This window comes from uncultured Kluyvera sp., assembly GCF_902485085.1.
GTDB lineage: Bacteria > Pseudomonadota > Gammaproteobacteria > Enterobacterales > Enterobacteriaceae > Kluyvera > Kluyvera ascorbata.
Window position 1 is genome coordinate 21431 of record NZ_CABTJS010000174.1, and the last position, 20421, is coordinate 41851.

16 protein-coding genes and 2 tRNA genes are annotated in these 20421 nt (G+C 54.3%); 6 read left to right on the forward strand and 12 right to left on the reverse strand.

What is annotated here, in order from left to right; all coding sequences use genetic code 11:
* Positions 1-5 precede the first annotated feature (5 nt).
* The 6 genes from ptsP to glk all read right to left on the reverse strand — a co-directional run bounded on the left by ptsP (position 6) and on the right by glk (position 7473).
* Complete coding sequence (gene ptsP / locus RDN66_RS21465) at positions 6-2501, reverse strand: phosphoenolpyruvate--protein phosphotransferase (RefSeq protein WP_202217481.1); 2496 nt, start codon at positions 2499-2501, stop codon at positions 6-8.
* Positions 2502-2523: 22 nt separating this feature from the next.
* Entirely contained in the window at positions 2524-3564 is a 1041-nt protein-coding gene (gene ypdE, locus RDN66_RS21470) for an aminopeptidase (RefSeq protein WP_308538172.1), read from the reverse strand.
* Positions 3564-4646, reverse strand: a complete 1083-nt coding sequence (ypdF, locus tag RDN66_RS21475) for an aminopeptidase (RefSeq protein ID WP_308538169.1) — start codon at positions 4644-4646, stop codon at positions 3564-3566. The genes ypdE and ypdF overlap by 1 nt, the downstream gene beginning before the upstream one ends.
* Positions 4647-4662: 16 nt before the next feature.
* Complete coding sequence (locus tag RDN66_RS21480; protein ID WP_035895494.1) at positions 4663-5907, reverse strand: PTS fructose transporter subunit IIC; 1245 nt, start codon at positions 5905-5907, stop codon at positions 4663-4665.
* A gap of 20 nt (positions 5908-5927) precedes the next feature.
* Positions 5928-6254 (reverse strand): PTS fructose transporter subunit IIB, encoded by a 327-nt coding sequence (locus RDN66_RS21485; protein ID WP_035895492.1) that lies wholly within the window; start codon positions 6252-6254, stop codon positions 5928-5930.
* A gap of 253 nt (positions 6255-6507) precedes the next feature.
* Entirely contained in the window at positions 6508-7473 is a 966-nt protein-coding gene (gene glk / locus RDN66_RS21490) for a glucokinase (protein ID WP_035895490.1), read from the reverse strand.
* A 237-nt stretch (positions 7474-7710) separates the two neighbouring features.
* Between glk and RDN66_RS21495 the strand changes: the two genes are divergently transcribed.
* Positions 7711-8949 carry an ion channel protein gene (locus RDN66_RS21495; protein WP_308538170.1) on the forward strand — a complete coding sequence of 413 codons (1239 nt, stop codon included), beginning with the start codon at positions 7711-7713 and terminating at the stop codon, positions 8947-8949.
* Here the strand turns inward: RDN66_RS21495 and RDN66_RS21500 are convergent.
* Complete coding sequence (locus RDN66_RS21500; RefSeq protein WP_202218076.1) at positions 8946-10607, reverse strand: alpha-keto acid decarboxylase family protein; 1662 nt, start codon at positions 10605-10607, stop codon at positions 8946-8948. The two genes, RDN66_RS21495 and RDN66_RS21500, sit on opposite strands and share 4 nt — an antisense overlap.
* Positions 10608-10779: 172 nt before the next feature.
* On the opposite strand from RDN66_RS21500, the gene mgrA reads away from it, so the two are divergent.
* Both mgrA and RDN66_RS21510 read left to right on the forward strand, forming a co-directional pair.
* On the forward strand, positions 10780-11778 hold the full coding sequence (mgrA, locus tag RDN66_RS21505; protein ID WP_123650217.1) for an L-glyceraldehyde 3-phosphate reductase: 999 nt from the start codon (positions 10780-10782) through the stop codon (positions 11776-11778).
* Positions 11779-11904: 126 nt separating this feature from the next.
* Entirely contained in the window at positions 11905-12222 is a 318-nt protein-coding gene (locus RDN66_RS21510; RefSeq protein ID WP_123650218.1) for a DUF2502 domain-containing protein, read from the forward strand.
* Between the two features lie 75 nt (positions 12223-12297).
* Here the strand turns inward: RDN66_RS21510 and RDN66_RS21515 are convergent, their stop codons facing one another.
* Positions 12298-13530: an Nramp family divalent metal transporter gene (locus RDN66_RS21515; protein WP_308538171.1), complete on the reverse strand. Its 1233-nt coding sequence runs from the start codon at positions 13528-13530 to the stop codon at positions 12298-12300.
* Between the two features lie 335 nt (positions 13531-13865).
* On the opposite strand from RDN66_RS21515, the gene RDN66_RS21520 reads away from it, so the two are divergent.
* The gene (locus RDN66_RS21520) at positions 13866-15068 is read left to right on the forward strand and encodes a NupC/NupG family nucleoside CNT transporter (protein WP_035897259.1); all 1203 of its coding nucleotides are present in this window, start codon (positions 13866-13868) and stop codon (positions 15066-15068) included.
* 35 nt (positions 15069-15103) lie between these two features.
* On the opposite strand, the gene RDN66_RS21525 is transcribed toward RDN66_RS21520, so the two are convergent.
* From RDN66_RS21525 to RDN66_RS21535, 3 genes are all read right to left on the reverse strand, one after another.
* Positions 15104-17248 carry an EAL domain-containing protein gene (locus RDN66_RS21525; protein WP_374044037.1) on the reverse strand — a complete coding sequence of 715 codons (2145 nt, stop codon included), beginning with the start codon at positions 17246-17248 and terminating at the stop codon, positions 15104-15106.
* Positions 17249-17484: 236 nt separating this feature from the next.
* Positions 17485-17560 (reverse strand) — tRNA-Ala (locus tag RDN66_RS21530).
* Positions 17561-17599: 39 nt separating this feature from the next.
* Positions 17600-17675 (reverse strand) — tRNA-Ala (locus RDN66_RS21535).
* Between the two features lie 216 nt (positions 17676-17891).
* On the opposite strand from RDN66_RS21535, the gene RDN66_RS21540 reads away from it, so the two are divergent.
* Both RDN66_RS21540 and RDN66_RS21545 read left to right on the forward strand, forming a co-directional pair.
* Positions 17892-18248: a YfeC-like transcriptional regulator gene (locus RDN66_RS21540; RefSeq protein ID WP_035897901.1), complete on the forward strand. Its 357-nt coding sequence runs from the start codon at positions 17892-17894 to the stop codon at positions 18246-18248.
* 9 nt (positions 18249-18257) lie between these two features.
* Positions 18258-18653, forward strand: coding sequence for a YfeC-like transcriptional regulator (locus RDN66_RS21545; protein ID WP_202217476.1), 396 nt, complete (start codon positions 18258-18260; stop codon positions 18651-18653).
* Between the two features lie 47 nt (positions 18654-18700).
* Here the strand turns inward: RDN66_RS21545 and gltX are convergent, their stop codons facing one another.
* Positions 18701-20116 (reverse strand): glutamate--tRNA ligase, encoded by a 1416-nt coding sequence (gene gltX / locus RDN66_RS21550; protein WP_035897893.1) that lies wholly within the window; start codon positions 20114-20116, stop codon positions 18701-18703.
* Positions 20117-20421 lie beyond the last annotated feature (305 nt).

Below are 20421 nucleotides of genomic sequence, written 5' to 3' on the forward strand. Positions count from 1 at the left end.
TCACTTTAGAGCACCAACTCCGATTCCAGCAGCGTCAAAATACCGTTAGCATCTTCTGCTGCAAATAGCGACTGACGGAACTGCTTATTCACCAGTTTCCGCGCCAGCTGTGAGAAAACCTTCACATGGTTCATGCCTTCGTCGGCACCCAGCGTCAGCATAATCACCAGCTCCACCTCGCCCATTTCAGACTGCCAGTCTATCGGCTGTGATAAGCGTGCAATGCTGATACTGGAATGACGTATCCACTGCGATTTAGTGTGCGGTATGGCCACGCCAAACCCTACGCCGGTGGTGACAATCTCTTCACGCTGCCAGACATCTTCCTCCAGCTCGAACGGATGCTCTGTGCGCCCATTCGCGCCGAGGTTACCGCAGAGGAACTGAATCGCCTGCTCTTTGTTGGCAAACGACTCACCGACAAAGATATTCTCTCGCGCCAGCAGCGGACGGACGTCTTTCTCGGGCGCAAACGCGTTCAGCAGCGTTTCAATCTCCTGCGCGCTCCGGCATTCGCACGCCTTAAGCGCCAGTTCGCGGCAGGTACTGGCATCCAGTTGGCGAATCTGGCTTTTCACCGCCGGGATCCGCGGGCTACTCATGCTCAGTTCATCAAGACCGAGCCCCAACAGTAGCGGTAGATAGCGGCTTTCTCCACCCAGTTCACCGCAAATGCCCACCCATTTTCCGCGATCGTGCGCCACGCGAATAATCTGCTGCAACATGCGCAGGAACGATGGCGTAATCGGGTTATACAGCGGAGATACCCGAGGGTTATTGCGGTCGACCGCGTAGAGGTACTGCGTCATATCGTTGGAACCGATACTGAAGAAATCCACCTCATCGCAGAAATGGTCAATGATGTAACAGACCGAAGGTACCTCAACCATAATGCCCAATGAAATATTTTCAGCATGCCGCAGCCCTTCCTGCTTGAGCGCCGCGGCGGCTTTCTGTAGTTCACTTTTGACCCACAGGATCTGATCAAGGCTGTGCACCATCGGAATCATCAGCCGCGCATTGCCGAAGGCTGCCGCGCGCAGAATAGCGCGCAGCTGGCTGCAAAATAGCCCGGCAAATTCGGGATAAATTCGCACCGCACGATAGCCAAGGAACGGGTTTTCTTCCTGCGGAATATTGAGATAGGGAATGTTTTTATCCCCGCCAATGTCCATGGTGCGGAAAATAACCGGCTTGCCTTCAGCCGCCAGCAGCACCTGCTGGTAAGCTTCAAACTGCTCCTGCTCGTCGGGAGCGCTGTCCCGGTCCATAAACAGCATTTCAGTGCGGAACAACCCAACCCCTTCGGCCCCATTGGCAAAGGCGCCGGGTGCTTCCAGCGCGGTGCCGATATTAGCGGCAACGTCGATGCGTTGGTTATCTTTGGTAAGCGCTATCTGCGCGGCATCCCGCGCCTGCTGCTGCTGGCGCTTTTCAGCCAGGCGTTGCGCTATCGCATAGTAGCCGATCACTGCGTCATTGGGATTGACCGCCAGCACGCCGCACTGTGCGTCCAACACCGCCGGTAAGCCGGCGTAGCCCGCAATCGCCTCCAGCGGTAGCCCGCTGAGCACCGGAATAGCGGAGGCGCGAGCCAGAATCAAGGTGTGGGAGGTACGCCCGGTTTTTTCCAGAATCATGCCGGAAAGATGTTGTAAATCAAGGCTTAAAAACTGGCTAGGCGTCAAGTCTTCCGCCACCAGAATCGTCGGTTTATCCAGCACCAGCGCGTTACGCGGGCGGCGGTCGGGCCAGGTGATATGCAGCAGCTGTTCGCTGATATCGCGAATATCGCTCACCCGCTCACGCAGGTAATCGCTGGCGGAGGCCAGCAGCTTGTCGCAGACCTGCTCCATATTGGTGATGATGGCATCGCCAAGACCCTTCTGTTGCCCCGCCATCAGACGGCGGATATTTCCGGCAAATTCATCGTCCTGGATGAGCGATAAGTGGGCGCTAAGAATGGTTTTGCTTTCTCCCCCGCGCTCACGAAGCTGGAGATTCAGACGCTCGGCAAGCGTCGCCAGACTGTGTTCCAGCCGCGTCGTGTCTTCGGCGCTGGCGGGAATGGCCCGATAGATATCCAGACTGTCGCTTTTGCACAACGTCAGCACTCCCGCGCCTACCCCTGCGGCCAGCACGTTGCCGTACAGCAGGTCCGGATTAAGACGAATCAGCGAGCGCGGCAGCGGGTGTGCCGCCAGCTCCGCTGCCGTCGGCTGAATGCTATCACTGTCAATAAAGCGGTTCTGGATGTACTCCTCCAGCGCACGCCTGGCCTGTTCGGCATCGCGGCCGGTAATGTTCAGACTGCAACTATCATTGAACAGCGTGCCGGTGCCAATCAGCGCTAACGAGCTTTTCGCATCAGCTTGCGCATTCTGACGATGGTTGATAAAGGTCACATCGCTTTGCCACTGACTGCACTGTTCTTTCAGCTCCCATGCGGGGCGAGCGTGCAGGCCATTCGGCAGCGGGCAGAGAAATTGAATCGTTAACATAACCACTCCTGTTAGCGTGAGATCAGCACCTGAAGTCCGTCAGGTGAGCCACGGTCTCACGCGTAAAGCTGGTAATCAGCGCGGATAGCAGCGCCTGGGTTTGCATAATGTCGCGGCAGTCCGCTATGGACGCCGCGCAATGCCCATGACGGGTGGCCGGGCCAATCACTACTGTCGGAACCCCGGTTCCGCTAAGGTGTACCGCGCCGCCATCGGTGCCGCCGTTGCTGAACATATCGAGCTGTAACGGAATTTCGGCTTCGGCAGATACGCGTTCAACTAAGGCAATCAACTTCGGCGGCGCAATCAGTGATTTGTCACTCAGCACCAGCATTGGGCCTTTACCCAGCTGACGATGATTTGCCGCTCCGTAGTCAAAATTTTTCGCCCAGCAGGCGGTATCCAGCACAATCGCCACATCCGGAGCCACCGCGCGCGCGGCCGTTTGCCCGCCGCGTAGCCCGACTTCTTCGCTGGAGCTTGCCACCAGCCAGACTTCGGCCGGTAATTCGGTCTCGTTCAGTTCACGCAGCAGCGCCACCAGCAGATAGCAGCCCAGCCTGTCGTCGAACGCTTTGCCCATCATCCGCTGATGCGGCAGCACCTGAAAAGGGGTATCAAAGGTCACGCGATCGCCCGGACGCACCCCGGCCTGAACCACTTCATCATAAGAGCGCGCGCCAATATCTACCCGCAGAGACCCCACATCATTACCGTTACGTTCACCGTCGAGCAGGCCGGGAATTTTGCTTTCCTCACGGGTGGTGATGCGAACCGGCTGTAGCTGACGCGCCGCCATGCGGACATTGCCGACCGGCAGCACATCAATCGCCCCTTCAGAAGAGATGCTACGAACGATAAAACCCACCTCATCCATATGTGCGCAAATCATCACCTTCGGGCCATCGGATTCATTTAATCCGATCAGTACCGATCCCAAACCATCGAAGCGCACCTCTTTGTGCAGACGATCCGCTTCATCCAGCAGGATCTGACGAACTTCTTGTTCTGAGGAGGCGATCGCATCAGCCTCGCTCAGGGCTTTCAGTAGCGATAAATCCATCATGCCTCTCCCGTGCATAACAATGTTTTTGGCATGCTATAGAGCACTTCGCCGCCGTCAGGCGTTACCAGCACGATATCTTCAATTCGCACGCCCCCCTGACCTGGAAGATAGATGCCGGGTTCAACGGTCAGCAGCATCCCCGCCGCAAGCGCGGTGGCATCCGTCGGCGAGAAACGCGGATCTTCGTGAACATCAATGCCAATCGCGTGACCCGTATTGTGTCCAAAGTATTCCCCGTAGCCCGCTTCATTAATGACGTAACGTGCGGCGAAATCCACATCAAGGCAGCGCGCGCCAGGATGAATGGCGGCAATGCCTGCAAGCTGGGCCTGAAGTACCACCTGATAGACCGAAAACAGCGGATGCGCTTCGGGTGCCATCGCACCGGAAACCAGAAATGTCCGCGTCATATCAGAGCAGTAGCCCTGATACTGAGCGCCGAAGTCGAGCGTGATAAGCTCTCCGGCTTCCACGCGTTTATCGCTGGCTTTACCGTGCGGCAGCGCGCCGCGCCAACCGCTGGCGACAATGGTATCGAAAGCGGCTTTTTCCGCACCAAGCGTACGCATGTACCATTCGAGTTCGGCGGCAATCTCCCGCTCAAGCATTCCCGGTTGAATAAAGCGACGAATATGCTCCGCGCTCTGGTCCGCAATCCGGCAGGCCTGGCGAATCAGGTCAATTTCCTGCGACGTTTTGATTTGCCGTAGCGCGTCGAGAGAAGTCCCTACCAGCGCGGCCTTAATGGATGCCTGCCAGCGCTGGGCGGTATGCCAGCTCACCTGTGCCCCTTCAAAACCGACGGTGTAAAGATCTTCGTCGGCCACAATCTGGTTCACGATGTCTGCCAGCGTTCGCTCGGCGTTCAGCAGATGAAGCTGGTAGCCGTCGGCGCGAGACTGAATATCAGCGTAATAGCGTGAATCAGCCAGAATATGCGCGCTGTTGCGCGCAATCAGCACATAGCCAGAGCCGGTAGAAATGCCCAGGTGCGGCTGCTTATTCTGGCGCGATGAAATCAATACCGCGTCAAGCTCCTGTTCAACCAGCCACTGCCGCAGCGATGCCAATAACATCATTGTTTCGTCCTTATCCTTAGAGGCTTTCAATCAGCAGTTTGCCTCTGCGGTACTGCAGGTTACGCAGGAACACCACCATCAGCGCGGTAATAATCGCCCCCAGCGCAATCCCCGCCATGTAGACGCCAAGGTTGCTTACCAGCGGCCACGCCCAGATAGCCGACTCAGGGAACCACTGCACCGCACCTAGCCAGACGGCAGCGGTTGAACCCACAATCGCCCCTACCATGTAGGACGGGATCGCGGTGATCGGGCTCTCCAACGCAAACGGAATCGCCCCTTCGCTGATGCCCATAAACGCGAGAAACATCGCCGTTTTACCCTGCGGATAAAGCTGGGCGCTGAACAGGCGTTTGCCGGTTAAGCGACGGTCAAGGATGGTCGCCAGACCCAGGCCAATCGGTGGAATGACGATAGCAATCGAACGGGCGGTAATTGGCAGGACGTGATCGGTGGTAAAACTAAAGGCCACAAAACCCGCCGCTTTGTTGATCGGGCCGCCGAGGTCAATAGCCGTTGCCGCTGCAATCCCCATCGCGTACATCAGCGTGCCCTTCTCGCCCGCCGTGGTCAGCAGCGTGCGAATACCGCCGTTGATCCAGCCGCCGAAAGGGGTAATGACGTAATACATCGCTAGCATGACGAAAATCGCGGAGAGGATCGGCAGTAAAAAGGTTGTTTTGAACGCGAGCAGAAAATCAGGCAACTGGATCTTCTGGTTCATCCACTTCACCAGATAACCGGCAACGATGGAGATAATCAGCGCGCCAATAAAGGTGGAAGGAACCGGTGCGGTCGTTACCCAGTGCAGCGTATTGGGGTCAAAATTAAGCATTTGCGTCGGCTGAGTAGACATCAACCCGCCGATAAACCCGGCCGGAAACGCCAGCTTACCGCCGATAGAGTTCGCCACAAACGCGGCAAACATCGGGATCGCAAAACCAAACAAGACGCCGCCGAAGGACTGCGACAGCCAGGCAAACTTTAACAAAGAGAGGTTAAAGCCCGAAAATTGCCCGCTATTGAGCGCATCCATAATGCCGGTATCAGCAGGGATCTTCAGCCAGCTATAAGCAATCAGCTGGCTGAAGGCAAGAATCACCCCGCCCATGATAAGCGTCGGTACCATGCGCGAAATCCCGGACATCACATGCTGCGGGAGTTCGCCCCAAAAGCTGTTACGGGCGGCTGGCGGCGTTTTTATCGCGGCGGCACCAGATGCGCCTGGCACAACGGTTGCACTGCGTTTTTTTATGGCCATAGTGGTATCCCTGTCGACAATTATTGTTGTTCGGCTGCAACCATCTCTTCGATTTCTTTAATAATGCCCGCGGCGTTTTTGATGGCATCCTGTAGGGTAATTTCGTACACGTCGCGCGTTTCAAAACGCTCGTTGTCTTCCGGCGTGACGGCAACGGAGTGGATAATTAAGGTCGCTTCGGCAATATCCTGCGCGGTCAGGCGGTTCTGAATACCGTCGGCGCCCTGCGTTTCAATTTTGACTTCATATCCCGCTTCCACCGCCGCTTCTTCCAGCGCCTGGGCAGCCATAAAAGTGTGTGCCAGCCCCATTGGGCATGCGCAGACGGCGATCAGTTTCTTAGTCATCACAAACTCCTCCAGATAGTTAACGAGAGGGATTATGGCTAAGTCGCCTCGGTCATTGTTAGCAGACGAACAATGCTTTTACTGGACAAATAATCCTGCCTGACAGAAGTGTGACGCGTGTCGGAATGGCAGAAGACGGGCGAAAAAAAACCGCGAATTGAACGCGGTTTGGGGATGTGCTTCCCGGCGTTGCTACGCTCGGCCGGGCTACGTGTTTTTTGTAGGCCTGATAAGCGTAACGCCATCAGGCAGTTTACAGAATTTGCCCCAGCGTTTGACGCAGGTGCGCACCGGAGCCGAGCAGGCCTGGGTTGTCGTGAACAATCAGGTAGACCGGGATCGGGTGAACGTAATCTTTAAAACGGCCTTTATCTTCAAACCCACCACGGAAGCCGGAGGCTTTGAAGAACTCAAGGAAGCGCGGCACAATACCACCGGCGATATAAACGCCGCCAAAGGTGCCAAGCGTTAACGCCAGGTCGCCACCAAAACGGCCCATGATGACGCAGAACAGCGACAGCGCACGGCGGCAGTCGGTGCAGGTGTCAGCCAGCGCGCGTTCGGTAATATCCTTCGGCTTATAGTTTTCCGGCACGCGGTTGTCAGACTTTACAATCGCGCGGTAGAGATTGACCAGGCCCGGGCCGGACAGGACTCGCTCGGCGGATACGTGACCAATCTCTTCACGCAGCACTTCAAGAATAATCCCTTCTTCTTCGCTATTCGGCGCGAAATCGACGTGACCACCTTCACCAGGCAGGCTGACCCAGCGTTTATCGACGTGAACCAGATGCGCGACGCCAAGGCCGGTGCCCGCGCCGTAAACGGCGATCGGTTTGCCTTCAACCGGTTCGGTACCGCCAAACTGGATCAGATGCTCTTTTTTCAGCATCGGAATCGCCATCGAGACCGCGGTAAAGTCGTTGATGATTTCCAGATGAGAGAAACCGAGGTTTTTCTTCATTTCCGCAATGGAAAACTGCCAGGTGTGGTTGGTCATCGCCACCCAGTCGCCGGTAATCGGGCAAGCAATGGCGATGCAGCCGTCCTCAACCGACACGTTATGCTCGTCGAGATAGACGCGGACAACGGCTTCCAGGCTTGGATAATCCAGGCCGGAATAGGTTTTCGCCTGCGAAATTTCACCGCTGGCTAAATCGCACAATGCCAGACGCGCATTGGTGCCCCCAACATCACCCACTAAAGCAAACTTTGTCATTCCGTTACGGCTCCGCTAAAGTCAGAATAAATCTTTGTCACACTGTAAATTCAAGGCGCTTTCACGACAATGACGTTTGTGTGAGCACCCCAGGATTATCGATCCCGGTCACATTTTTGGCGTCATTTTTATCAGATGCACAGGCCGTAGCGCCGTATCGTTTCAGCACCATTTGCGCTGAACGTAAACGCAGGAAAATGCAAAGTAACCTCAGCATTCAGTCAAAAGGATAAAAACATGCTCCATCCGCGAGCCCGAACGATGTTGTTGCTCTCTGTTCCCGCTGTGCTTATCGGCATCGCTTCTAGCCTGATATTGATTGTGGTGATGAAAATTGCGTCCGTGCTGCAACACCTGCTGTGGCGTAATCTGCCCGCCGCGTTTGGCGTATCCTTTGACTCACCGCTCTGGATAATCCTGATGCTAACCCTGACCGGTATCGCCGTCGGTCTGGTTATTCGCTATAGCCCTGGTCATGCCGGGCCTGACCCGGCCAGCGAGCCGCTCATCGGCGCGGCGGTTCCACCGTCCCATTTGCCGGGATTGTTGATTGCGCTAATTATCGGGCTGGCAGGTGGCGTAAGCCTCGGTCCTGAACACCCGATTATGTCGGTGAACATTGCGCTGGCCGTGGCGCTGGGTGCGCGATTTTTCCCGCGCGTGAGTTCCCTTGACTGGACCATTCTCGCCGCCGCAGGCACTATCGGCGCGCTGTTTGGGACGCCGGTTGCCGCCGCGCTGATTTTCTCCCAGACGCTGACGGGCAATAATGATTCCCCACTGTGGGACAGGTTGTTCGCTCCCCTGCTCGCCGCTGCCGCCGGGGCATTAACCACCGGCATGTTCTTCCATCCGCAGTTCTCCCTGCCCATTGAGCACTATCAAGGCCTGCGGCTGGTCGACATTTTCAGCGGTGCTATCGTGGCCGTCTTTGCTATCGCCATCGGTATGGTGGCGGTCTGGTGCCTGCCGCACCTGCACGCGCTGGTCCATCGTTTGAAGCATCCGGTACTGATCCTCGGCGTGGGCGGTTTTGTACTGGGGCTTATCGGCACCGTTGGCGGCCCGATTACGCTATTTAAAGGGCTGGATGAGATGCAGAGGTTAACGGCCGGACAATCTTTCGGCGCAGGCGACTACATGCTATTTGCGCTGAGCAAGCTGGCGGCGCTGGTCGTTGCCGCCGCCTGTGGTTTCCGCGGCGGTCGCATCTTCCCAGCGGTGTTTGTGGCTGTGGCACTCGGTCTGATGCTCCACGCGCACGTTGACGCCGTTCCGGCCGCCATTACCGTCTCCTGCGCCATTCTGGGACTGGTGCTGGTTGTCACTCGCGATGCGTGGCTGAGCCTGTTTATGGCTGCCGTCGTCGTGCCTGATACCACACTGCTCCCGCTATTGTGCATCGTCATGCTCCCCACCTGGCTCCTGCTGGCGGGGAAACCGACGATGATGGTACCGCGTAAACGGAAGGATTAATGCCCGTTGTTGCGGGCTTCCAGCGCCTGGGTGACGGCTTTTAGCAGCGGAGGAATGTCCATTTTTGGCAGCATGACTTCGAGCAGCATCAGCTTGTCACCCCGTGTCGCACGGGTAAGCGCATCGTTGAGCTGCGAGGCATTTGTCACTTTCCAGCACTCGGCCTGGCAGTCCAGGTTGAGCGCTTGCGGGATCTGGGTCCAGTTCCATAGGCTGATATCGTTGTAGCGTTGTTCCGGGCCGTGGATCGCGCGCTCTACCGTGTAGCCTTCATTATTTAGCAGCAGAATCAATGGACGGAGCCCGTCACGCAGCATCGAACTGAGTTCCTGAATGGTCAACTGTGCCGCGCCATCCCCCACCACCAGCACCACGCGCCTGTCCGGCTGCGAGGTCTGCGCGCCAAACGCGGCGGGCAGCGTGTAACCAATCGACCCCCACAGCGGTTGAACAATCAGGCTCGCCCCCTGCGGCAGCATCAGGTCAGCAAGGCCAAACGCCGCCGTCCCCTGGTCGCCCAGTAAAATGTCGTGCGGCTGGAGGTATTTTTCCAGCGTCTGCCAGAAATGGCGCTGGGTCAGATGCCCGTTATCCGCTGACGCAGACTTCATCACCCTGCCCGGCTGAATTTGCCATTGAGCCGAGAAGTCACGACTCAGCGTAATAAGCGCATTAACCGCCTCCTGCATGTTTATCCCGCTAAACCAGCGTTTCCCGACTCTAGCTGCAAAAGGTTGGATCTCAATGGATTTCTCCAGCGGAATATGGTGGGTAAATCCCGCGGTGATCGTGTCGGTAAAACAGGTGCCGATACACAAGATAACGTCAGCATCTTCAATCGCCGCGCGCGTCTCCGGCAGGCTCGCCCCGCCGCTGTAAGTACCCACAAACCCAGCGTGAGTCTCATTAAATAGCCCTTTCCCCATCAGCATGGTGGCGTGAGGAATCGGCACCGCATCCACCCATTTGTTTAACGTCGACTGAAGACCAAAGCGCAGCGCCAGCACATCCGCCAGCAGCGACACGCGACGACTATCGCGCAGCAAAGCGCGGGCATGTGAGACAAACTCGGCCAGTTCAGTTGAGTCTGTCGGCGCATTATTCGCGGTGAGAGCGTTTACAGGACGTGAGGTGGGCAGTGAAGCAATATCCGCGGGCAACAGGAGATAGCCTGGACGGCTGTGACGCACAATATCGCGCAGCACCCGGTCAATTTCATCGCGTGCGTTAGCCGCATCAAGCACACCCTGCGCCACTGAAACCGGGGCGCTCATCTGGCGAAAATGGTCAAAATTGCCATCTCCCAGCGTGTGATGTAAACACTCACGTCGCTGCTGTGCGCCGGTACTTGGCGCCCCGACGATATGCAGCACCGGGACGTGTTCGGCAAAGCTCCCCGCCACCCCGTTCAGCGCGCTAAGCTCCCCTACGCCGAAGGTGGTGAGCAGTGCGCCACAGCCCTGCATTCGCGCATAGCCGTCAGCGGCGTAGGCGGCGTTGAGTTCGTTGGCACAGCCAACCCAACGTATCTGACGGTGGGCAATAACATGGTCGAGAAACTGGAGGTTGTAGTCTCCGGGGACACCAAACAGGTGGTCAACGCCGCAGTCGGCGAGGCGGTCTAGCAGGTAATCTGCCACGGTATAGGACGTAGTCATCATGCACCTCCTCCAGTCAGCTGTTCCTTTGAGTATTGAAGAAGTGTTAAGGCTGTCCAGAATTCATAAGAAAGTCCTCTGGAAAGCTAATTTTACAGATTTCAGGAGTGTACGAGCCGGTGGACATTGGTTAGTGTAAGCGTATACACAACCGGATAATCTGGAGGACACAATGGTTTACCAGGCTTGCCCTACGCGTTATGAAGCCATGACGTTTCAGCGCTGCGGCAATAGCGGCCTCAAGCTACCAGCCGTTTCATTGGGGCTATGGCACAACTTCGGGGATGAAACGCGTGTCGAAAACAGCCGCCAGCTGCTGCACCACGCGTTTGACCTTGGGATCACCCATTTTGATTTAGCCAATAACTACGGGCCACCTCCAGGTTCGGCTGAAAGCAACTTTGGCCGTATTCTGCGGGAAGATTTTCTGCCCTATCGCGATGAGCTGATTATCTCGAGTAAAGCTGGCTATACCATGTGGGACGGGCCATACGGCGACTGGGGCTCGCGCAAGTATCTGATTTCAAGCCTTGATCAAAGCCTGAAGCGGATGGGGCTTGAGTATGTGGATATCTTCTACCACCACCGCCCAGACCCGGAAACGCCGCTGCTGGAAACCATGCGCGCGCTGGATCATATCGTTCGCCAGGGTAAAGCACTGTACATTGGGCTTTCCAATTATCCGGCTGAACTGGCAAGCCAGGCCATTGCGATTCTCAACGATCTCGGCACGCCATGCCTTATTCACCAGCCGAAGTACTCGATGCTTGAGCGCGGTGCTGAAAACGGCCTGCTTCAGGTACTGAAGCAAGAAGGTGTGGGCTGTATTGCCTTTTCACCCTTGGCAGGGGGTCAACTGACCGACCGTTACCTGCACGGCATTCCGGCCGATTCCCGTGCCGCCAGCGGCAGTATCTTTCTGAAGCCTGAGCAACTGACTGACGGCAAGCTTGACGCCGTACGCCAGCTCAACGCGATGGCCGAGCAGCGCGGGCAGAAGCTATCGCAGATGGCGCTGGCATGGGTACTGCGTCAACAGGCGGTGACATCAGTTCTGATTGGTGCCAGTAAGACGGCGCAGCTTGATGATGCCGTCGGTATGCTGGAAAACCGTCATTTCAGCGCACAAGAATGTGCCGAAATTGACCGCATTCTGAGCAGTATAAAATAACGGCGACTTTAGCAAAAAATGCTCTCTCCTGGCGATTTAAGAGTTACTCCAATAATCGCGGTATTTACCGAATTGTAATATTGCGTTAACAGGCCTTACAGGCCACGATCGTAATAGGAGAGAAGTATGTTCAGGTCACTGATTCTGGCGGCAGTGTTGATAGCATCGGCCCCGATGTTCGCGAATGCTGGTGAAATCACCCTGCTGCCATCCGTAAAATTACAAATTGGCGATCGCGATAACTACGGTAACTACTGGGACGGCGGCCGCTGGCGCGACCGTGATTACTGGCACCGTAACTGGTATCACCGCGATAACGGCTGGCACCGGGGCTGGGATAAACATAATGCCTATGAGCGCGGCTATCGCGACGGCTGGGGCGATCGTGACGATCACCGCGGTCGTGGGCGAGGCCACGGTCATGGACACGGGCATCACCATTGATTTTCCCGGCGTCTCTACGCTCGTCCGGGCTACCGTTCAGAAGTAGCCCGGACGAGCGTAGCGACGCCAGGTTGACTACATCAACGTTCCCACCAGCAGCCACCCATTCAGCGCTACCACAATCGCCACAATCACCCAGCCAATACGTTTAATCCACAACGTGTTGACCAGCTCGCCCATTAGCTGACGGTTGCTGGTGAAAATCAACAGCGGCACCAGCGCCAGCGCGATCCCAAAGCTAAGCAGCACCTGGCTCATGACCAGAATACGCGTCGGGTCGAGCCCCATCAGAATCACGATAAATGACGGCAGCATCGTCACCGCACGGCGGAACCACAGCGGAATATGGAAGCGAATAAAGCCCTGCATCACCACCTGACCGGCCAGCGTCCCCACGACCGTAGAGGAGAGCCCCGCCGCGACCAGGCTCAGACCAAAGATGGTTGCCGCCGCATGGCTTAACAACGGTTCGAGGGTGAGGTACGCTTCGTCGAGGTCAGCAATGCCGGTGTGCCCGTGGAAATGGAACGCCGCAGCCGCTGTCGCCATCATCGCCAGGTTAACAAAACCAGCAATGGTCATGGCAATGGCCACGTCCCAGCGCGTCGCTTGATAGCGCTCTTTCGCGCTCCCGCCGTGCAGATGCTGAGTCAGTGATGAATGCAGATAAATAACGTGCGGCATGATGGTCGCACCCAGCACGCCCGCGGCAAGAAACACCGCTTCGGAGTTAGGTAATGACGGAATAATCATTCCTTTCGCGAGCGGCGCCAGCTGCGGCTGGGAGAAAACCAACTCCACGATATAGGCCGCCGCGACAAACAGCAGCAGGCCGCCGATCACTTTTTCCAACGGCTTTTGCCCACGGCGTTGCAGCATCAGAATTAAGTAGGTCGCGATCCCAGTAAGCACAGCGCCTTGCAGCAGCGAAATCCCGAGGATCAGTTTAAAGCCGATAGCCGCGCCAATAAATTCAGCAAGGTCGGTCGCCATGGCGATAATTTCCGCCTGCACCCAGTAAAACCACACCACCGGGCGCGGATAGTGATCACGAATCTGCTCCGCCAGGTTTTTCCCCGTGGCGATGCCGAGCTTAGCCGACAGCACCTGAATCAGCATCGCCATCAGGTTTGCCCAGACAACGACCCACAGCAGCTGGTAGCCGAAGCTCGCCCCCGCCTGAATATTGGTAGCGAAGTTGCCGGGATCGATATAGCCGATGGCGGCAATAAATGCGGGCCCCATCAGCGCAAGCCTCATACGGCGCGCTGCTCGACCGGTGTTACTTTCAACGCGACTGTTGCTCATTCTCTGCCTCAAAAACATAGCCTTTGCTATGTTTCAGGCTAACAGAATGAGAATGATTATCAAGTTCATTTGTAAGAGATGATAATGATTACTCTGATAGCCGGAATCAATTGCCAGACTGGAGGTTGCGGGGGTTTGGTGTACGCTTATGATGAGAGTAGTACAACAAGGGAACTTTTCATACATTTACTTAACATCACAAAAATGTATCTTTGATCACTAATTTTGAGTTTGCTCACAGGAACTAAATATAGTGGGACGGGGATCTCGTTTTATTTAATGATGTTACATAGAATGTGCAAGAAAATTTAACCCGTCTCATGTTTGGAGCAAATATGGACCGCGTCTTGCATTTTATTCTCGCGCTCGTTGTGGTAGGCATCCTGGCCTTGCTGGTCAGCACCAACCGCAAACAGATTCGTATTCGTTATGTTATTCAACTACTTGTCATTGAAGTTTTACTGGCATGGTTCTTCCTGAACTCCGACGTTGGTCTGGGCTTCGTGCGTGGCTTTGCTGAAATGTTCGAAAAACTGCTTGGTTTCGCGAACAACGGGACCGACTTCGTCTTCGGCAGCATGAACGATAAAGGCCTGGCTTTCTTCTTCCTGAAAGTCCTCTGCCCTATCGTCTTCATCTCTGCGCTTATCGGTATTCTGCAGCACATTCGTGTTCTGCCAATTGTCATTCGTGCGATTGGTACCGTGCTGTCTAAAATCAACGGCATGGGCAAACTGGAGTCTTTCAACGCCGTCAGCTCCCTGATTCTGGGCCAGTCTGAAAACTTCATCGCCTATAAAGATATCCTCGGCAAAATGTCCCGTAACCGCATGTACACCATGGCGGCCACGGCGATGTCTACCGTTTCCATGTCTATCGTTGGCGCCTACATGACCATGCTGGAGCCGAAGTACGTTGTTGCGGCGCTGGTACTGAACATGTTCAGCACCTTTATCGTTCTGTCGCTGATCAACCCGTACCGCGTTGATGCCAGCGAAGAGAACATCCAGATGTCTAACCTGCACGAAGGGCAAAGCTTCTTCGAAATGCTGGGTGAATACATTCTGGCAGGTTTCAAAGTTGCGATTATCGTTGCTGCGATGCTGATCGGCTTTATCGCCCTGATCGCCGCGCTGAACGCCCTGTTCGCTACCGTGACCGGCTGGTTTGGCTACAGCATCTCCTTCCAGGGCATTCTGGGCTATATCTTCTATCCAGTTGCATGGATTATGGGTGTACCTGCAAGTGAATCCCTGCAGGTCGGTAGTATCATGGCGACCAAACTGGTTTCCAACGAATTCGTTGCAATGATGGACCTGCAGAAGGTTGCTGCTGAGCTCTCTCCGCGCGCCGTGGGCATCATCTCCGTATTCCTGGTTTCCTTCGCGAACTTCTCTTCCATCGGTATCATCGCGGGCGCTATTAAAGGCCTGAACGAAGAGCAAGGTAACGTGGTTTCCCGCTTCGGTCTGAAACTGGTTTACGGTTCCACACTGGTGAGCGTACTGTCTGCTTCTATCGCGGCACTGGTTCTGTAATTTAGTCTCGCTACATCCAAGGGTCTGTAACGTGGTTACAGACCCTTTTTTTTGTTCTCAAGCTGCCACAGCGGCTGCGGCTTAGCAATTAAGTAACCCTGCATGTAGTGGACGCCAAGCTGCTCCAGAAGCTCCAGCTGCGCTTGTGTTTCCACATACTCCGCCACAACCTCCAGATTACGCACCTTCGCGAGCTCGCAGATGGAGCGAATGATCATTGCGTCCATTGGGTCATTCAATACATCACGCACAAAGCAGCCATCAATCTTAATGATGTCAGCCTCCAGACGTTTGAGCCGTTCATAGTTGGCATAACCGGTGCCGAAATCATCAATGGCGATTCGACAGCCAAAGCGACGTAGCTGCTGAATGTTGGCTACGCTGACATCGGAATTAGAGAACGCCTGTTCCTCAGTTATTTCAATGATGATACGGTTAACATCGATGTGATAACGCCGAAATAGCGCGATAATCTCAGCGGCGCTCCCCTTTTGCATCAGGGTATACGGCATCAGGTTAACGGAAAAACGCTTCCCACCCAGCTCATCCAACGAACTGAACAGGTACTCCAGCACCTGCATATCAAAGCGCTTACTGAGGTTAAACTGTGCCAGCACGGGGATAAATTTATCCGGCATCACCATGCCTTGTGAATCAACAAGGCGGCTAAGAATCTCGTAATATCCTTCACCTGAAGATTTCCTGATGGGTTGGGCATAAAGCATAAAGCCCCCCCAATCCAGCGCATTTTTAACCCGGTTGAGTAAAACAATGCGTTCGCTGTTCAGGTCGAACGCTTCCACATGACCATTATCCAGTTTCAGGATTTGATTCCCCTCGCCGGCCTGTTCCGCCAGCCAGCTCAACTGCCCCAGCATATGGTGGAGATTGTTATCGCGCGCGCTCACCCGTCCCCAGGAGATGCCGTATTCGAGATTCAGCACCGAATTATTCCAGCGAATTTCCTTACTGCTAAGGTAGTCAATCAGATGAGTTAAGCGTGCTTCGGTATCTGGCCCGTTTAACACCAGCAGGAGCTCATTGCCGGGCAGGTGGAATAGCTTCTCCTCCTTGCAAAGAATGGGCTGTAACACCTGCGTTATGCTACGTTTGCACTGAATACGCATCATCATGCCGTAGTGACGGCTGAGAAATTCAAGATTCCTGATATGCAGGCAGCAGACGCTGACCGGGTCCGGACGCGCCATGTACTCCTCCAGCGCGCGCAGGTTGGGCAGGCCGGTAATTGGATCCAGCATCGCCTGTTCCTGCCACATCGTCTTCAGCCGCTGGCTTCGATTGTAAACCTGAAGCAGATATAACAAGCACACCGTGAAGGAGATCAGTGACGAGAGAATAAACGCCAGTGAATACTGCGTCTGTACGCCGTGGAGAAAATTGGTGTTGTACATCACCAGCAGGAAGGCGGAAACCGTCCAGGCCAAAATGACCATCGGGTAGGCCAACTGGCTGATGCCAAAAGAGAAAAAGATAAATATTGCAGGGACCAGGTAACCAGCGAAATAATAATCACCGAAGGGAGCACATAAAAATACCAGCATGCCGATGAGGCTGGTAAACCAACAGATGATAAATACACGATTTTTGAACCCGGTGTAACAAACGAAATTTCGACGCCAAAATGTTTTGGCGTATCTTGGGTTCAAGCACATTCTTAACGGATAATAGAAGAGCTTCGTAAAAATCAATGAAGCACAAACTAATCCTTGTATATCAACAATAGTGTAAATAACTGAAGTTATATTAAAATAACTGTACATTAATTCCGGTATAGCAATGATTTTACCGGTGAGATACATCAAGACCTTGCCCATCACGGGCGCAGCAAACCCTAACCAAAAAACATGCAACCATATGTTTTTTATTGGATTACCATGTCGCCATCGTCGCCCAAGCACGGAGTACAAAATAAGACACGAGATACAGACAGCCGCCAACTGACAGAATAATAATGTTAATGAATAAAATGGCGATAGATGCAGTTGCCAATAGTTGGTGACGGTAAATCCAATTGCCAGTGGAACAATCGCATGGCGGCCAAATAACATGATCAACGCAATCATCACGCCAAGCGGAAGCCAGGCTAGATATACGGAATGACCATCATAAAAAGCTGTGGGAGATATATATCTGGAAAAAGGGATAGCCACCAGGCTCATTATCAAAGCCAGACAGAATTTCCTTACTTGGGTACTCCGAATCGCCATCATGCGTATCTGCCGATATCCTTTATCGTACGTAGTTTGACTCTCTGAATATTATGGTGGTGAATTTATTGACGCAAGTTTAAGAGATGGAATCCTGATCTGTATGGGGCTTTTAAAAGCTAAATGCTGAATTTTTATCCATGCTGAAGATAAAAAAAACCCCCGCCTTAGGCGAGGGTTTCGAATTTTGGTGGAGCTAAGCGGGATCGAACCGCTGACCTCTTGCATGCCATGCAAGCGCTCTCCCAGCTGAGCTATAGCCCCACAGTTTCTTTACGTTCCAAACCTGATGGGAGCAGGATTTGGTGGAGCTAAGCGGGATCGAACCGCTGACCTCTTGCATGCCATGCAAGCGCTCTCCCAGCTGAGCTATAGCCCCAACGTAAAGCTGTCGTGTTGACGGGCGGCATAATATGAATTCCCTTACACAGTGTCAACGGCAAAATAGGCGAAATAGTTCTAATCGCTGAAAAAGCAGGCAAACGCGCCATATTGCTCGCCTCCTCGCAGGTTGGAGTTAAACCGGTCACGTTTTCTCATAAAATGATGCTATAACATGGACCTGTAATTCCCACACTGCGACTCAGGAAATTGTATGCTCAAGGAACGAATGACGCCGGAGGAGATTGCTCATCTGACGGGATACAGCCGACAAACCATCAACAAATGGGTGCGCAAAGAGGGCTGGAAAACGTCCCCCCGTCCCGGCGTTCAGGGAGGAAAAGCTCGCGTGGTGCACGTGAATGACGAAGTGATGGAGTTTATCCATAGCGCCCAGCGCGCCTCTGAATCTTCGGCCTCTTATGCGGTGAACGGCAGCGACAACCCTTTCCACACGCTGCTGCTGACGCTGGTTGATGAAATGACCGAGAGCGAGCAGAAACAGCTCACGTCACTGCTGCTACGGGAAGGGATTAGTGGCTTATTGCAACGTCTAGGAATTCGCGGTTAAGCAATGTCTATGAAAAAACTTCCCGCAAAGATGTCCACAGAAGAACTGGCTGAGATGCTGGGTATGACTCGACAGACGGTCAATCGCTGGATTCGTGAAAAGGGCTGGCAGACTGAACCGATGCCCGGCATTAAAGGTGGTCGTGCGCGGCTTATCTTTATGAGCGATGAGGTGATGGACTTTCTGGTTAATACGCCCGCTTTTCGCCAACTCCCGAATGAAAACCAGATAGACGAACCAGCCGGCAGTTACACCACCCACGCCTCTGACGAAGTCTGGCGACAAATCAGCGATGTCTTACAGAATATGACGTCGCCGGAGAAAGAGCGTTTACATCGATTGCTGGCGCGTGAAGGAATTTGCGGTTTTCTATCGCGGCTCGGGCTGAGCGAGCAAAATGATTAGGTATAAAAAAAGCGGGTTTCCCCGCTTTTTTCACATCTGAATGCCGATTACTGCTGGCTTTCACGCTCGGCGATAAACGCCAGCGCCTTGTTGATGCGCTCGATGCTACGGGATTTACCGATCGCATGAACAGTCACGTCCAGGCCTGGTGACTGACCTGCGCCGGTAACGGCAACACGCAGCGGCATACCGACTTTACCCATACCCACTTCCAGCTCATCGGCGGTTGCCTGAATCGCGTGGTGGACGTTTTCAGCGGTCCAGTCAGTGATAGCGGAGATTTTGTCTCGCACCACTTCCAGCGGCTGACGTGCCACCGGGCGCAGGTGTTTCTTCGCGGCGTCCGCGTCGAACTCTGCAAAGTCTTCATAGAAGTAACGGCAGCTCTGCGCCATCTCTTTCAGGGTCTTGCAGCGCTCACCCAGCAGTTTCACCAGCTCGCTCAGCTGTGGGCCCACGCGGGTATCAATATTTTCCTGCTCAATATGCCATTGCAGGTGCGTCGCGACATATTCCGGCGCCATCGTATTGATGTAGTGGTGGTTCAGCCACTGCAGTTTGTCGGTGTTGAACGCACTGGCGGATTTGCTGACCGCGCCCAGAGAGAAGAATTCGATCATCTCTTCACGGGTGAAGATCTCCTGATCGCCATGGGACCAGCCCAGACGCACCAGATAGTTCAGCAGCGCTTCCGGCAGGTAGCCGTCATCACGATACTGCATGACGCTGACCGCGCCATGGCGTTTAGACAGTTTTTTACCGTCGTCGCCGTTGATCATCGATACGTGCGCGTAAACCGGCACCGGCGCATTCAGCGCTTTCAGGATGTTGATCTGACGCGGGGTGTTGTTGATATGGTCTTCACCACGGACAACGTGGGTAATTTCCATATCCCAGTCGTCAACCACAACGCAGAAGTTGTAGGTTGGGGAACCATCAGTACGACGGATGATCAGATCGTCCAGCTCCTGGTTGCTGAATTCGATCGGCCCACGGATCTGGTCGTCAAAGATAACGGAACCTTCCTGCGGGTTAGCAAAACGCACCACGCATGGCTCATTGTCAGCATGATGTTCATGACCGTGTCGGCAACGGCCGTCATAACGCGGCTTCTCGCCGTTTGCCATCTGCTCTTCGCGCAGCGCTTCCAGACGTTCTTTGGAGCAGTAGCATTTATATGCCGTGCCTGCTTCCAGCATTTCATCAATCACCGCGTTGTAGCGGTCGAAACGTTTGGTCTGATAGTACGGGCCTTCATCCCACTCCAGATTCAGCCAGTTCATACCATCCATGATGGCTTCAATGGCTTCCGGCGTTGAGCGCTCGAGATCGGTGTCTTCAATACGCAGCACAAACTCACCTTTATGGTGACGTGCGAAAAGCCAGGAATAAAGAGCAGTACGAGCACCGCCGACGTGCAGATAGCCAGTCGGGCTAGGCGCGAAGCGAGTTTTGATTTTCATGAAATGGCCTTACGTTTATAAACATGCCGACAACCGGCAAATCCTGGAAATAGAAGTGGGCAATATTCTATCACTCCCACTCGGTTGTTCCCACCGCAAGCGCATGGTTTGCATTTTTTGCATACAATTCATACACCATAGCGCGTTTTGCGATCGTATTGTCTAATTTTACGACGAACAGATAAATTATTTATAAAAGGCGTTGACTCATTTTCAACTCTCCCTATAATGCGACTCCACACAGCGGGGGTGATTAGCTCAGCTGGGAGAGCACCTCCCTTACAAGGAGGGGGTCGGCGGTTCGA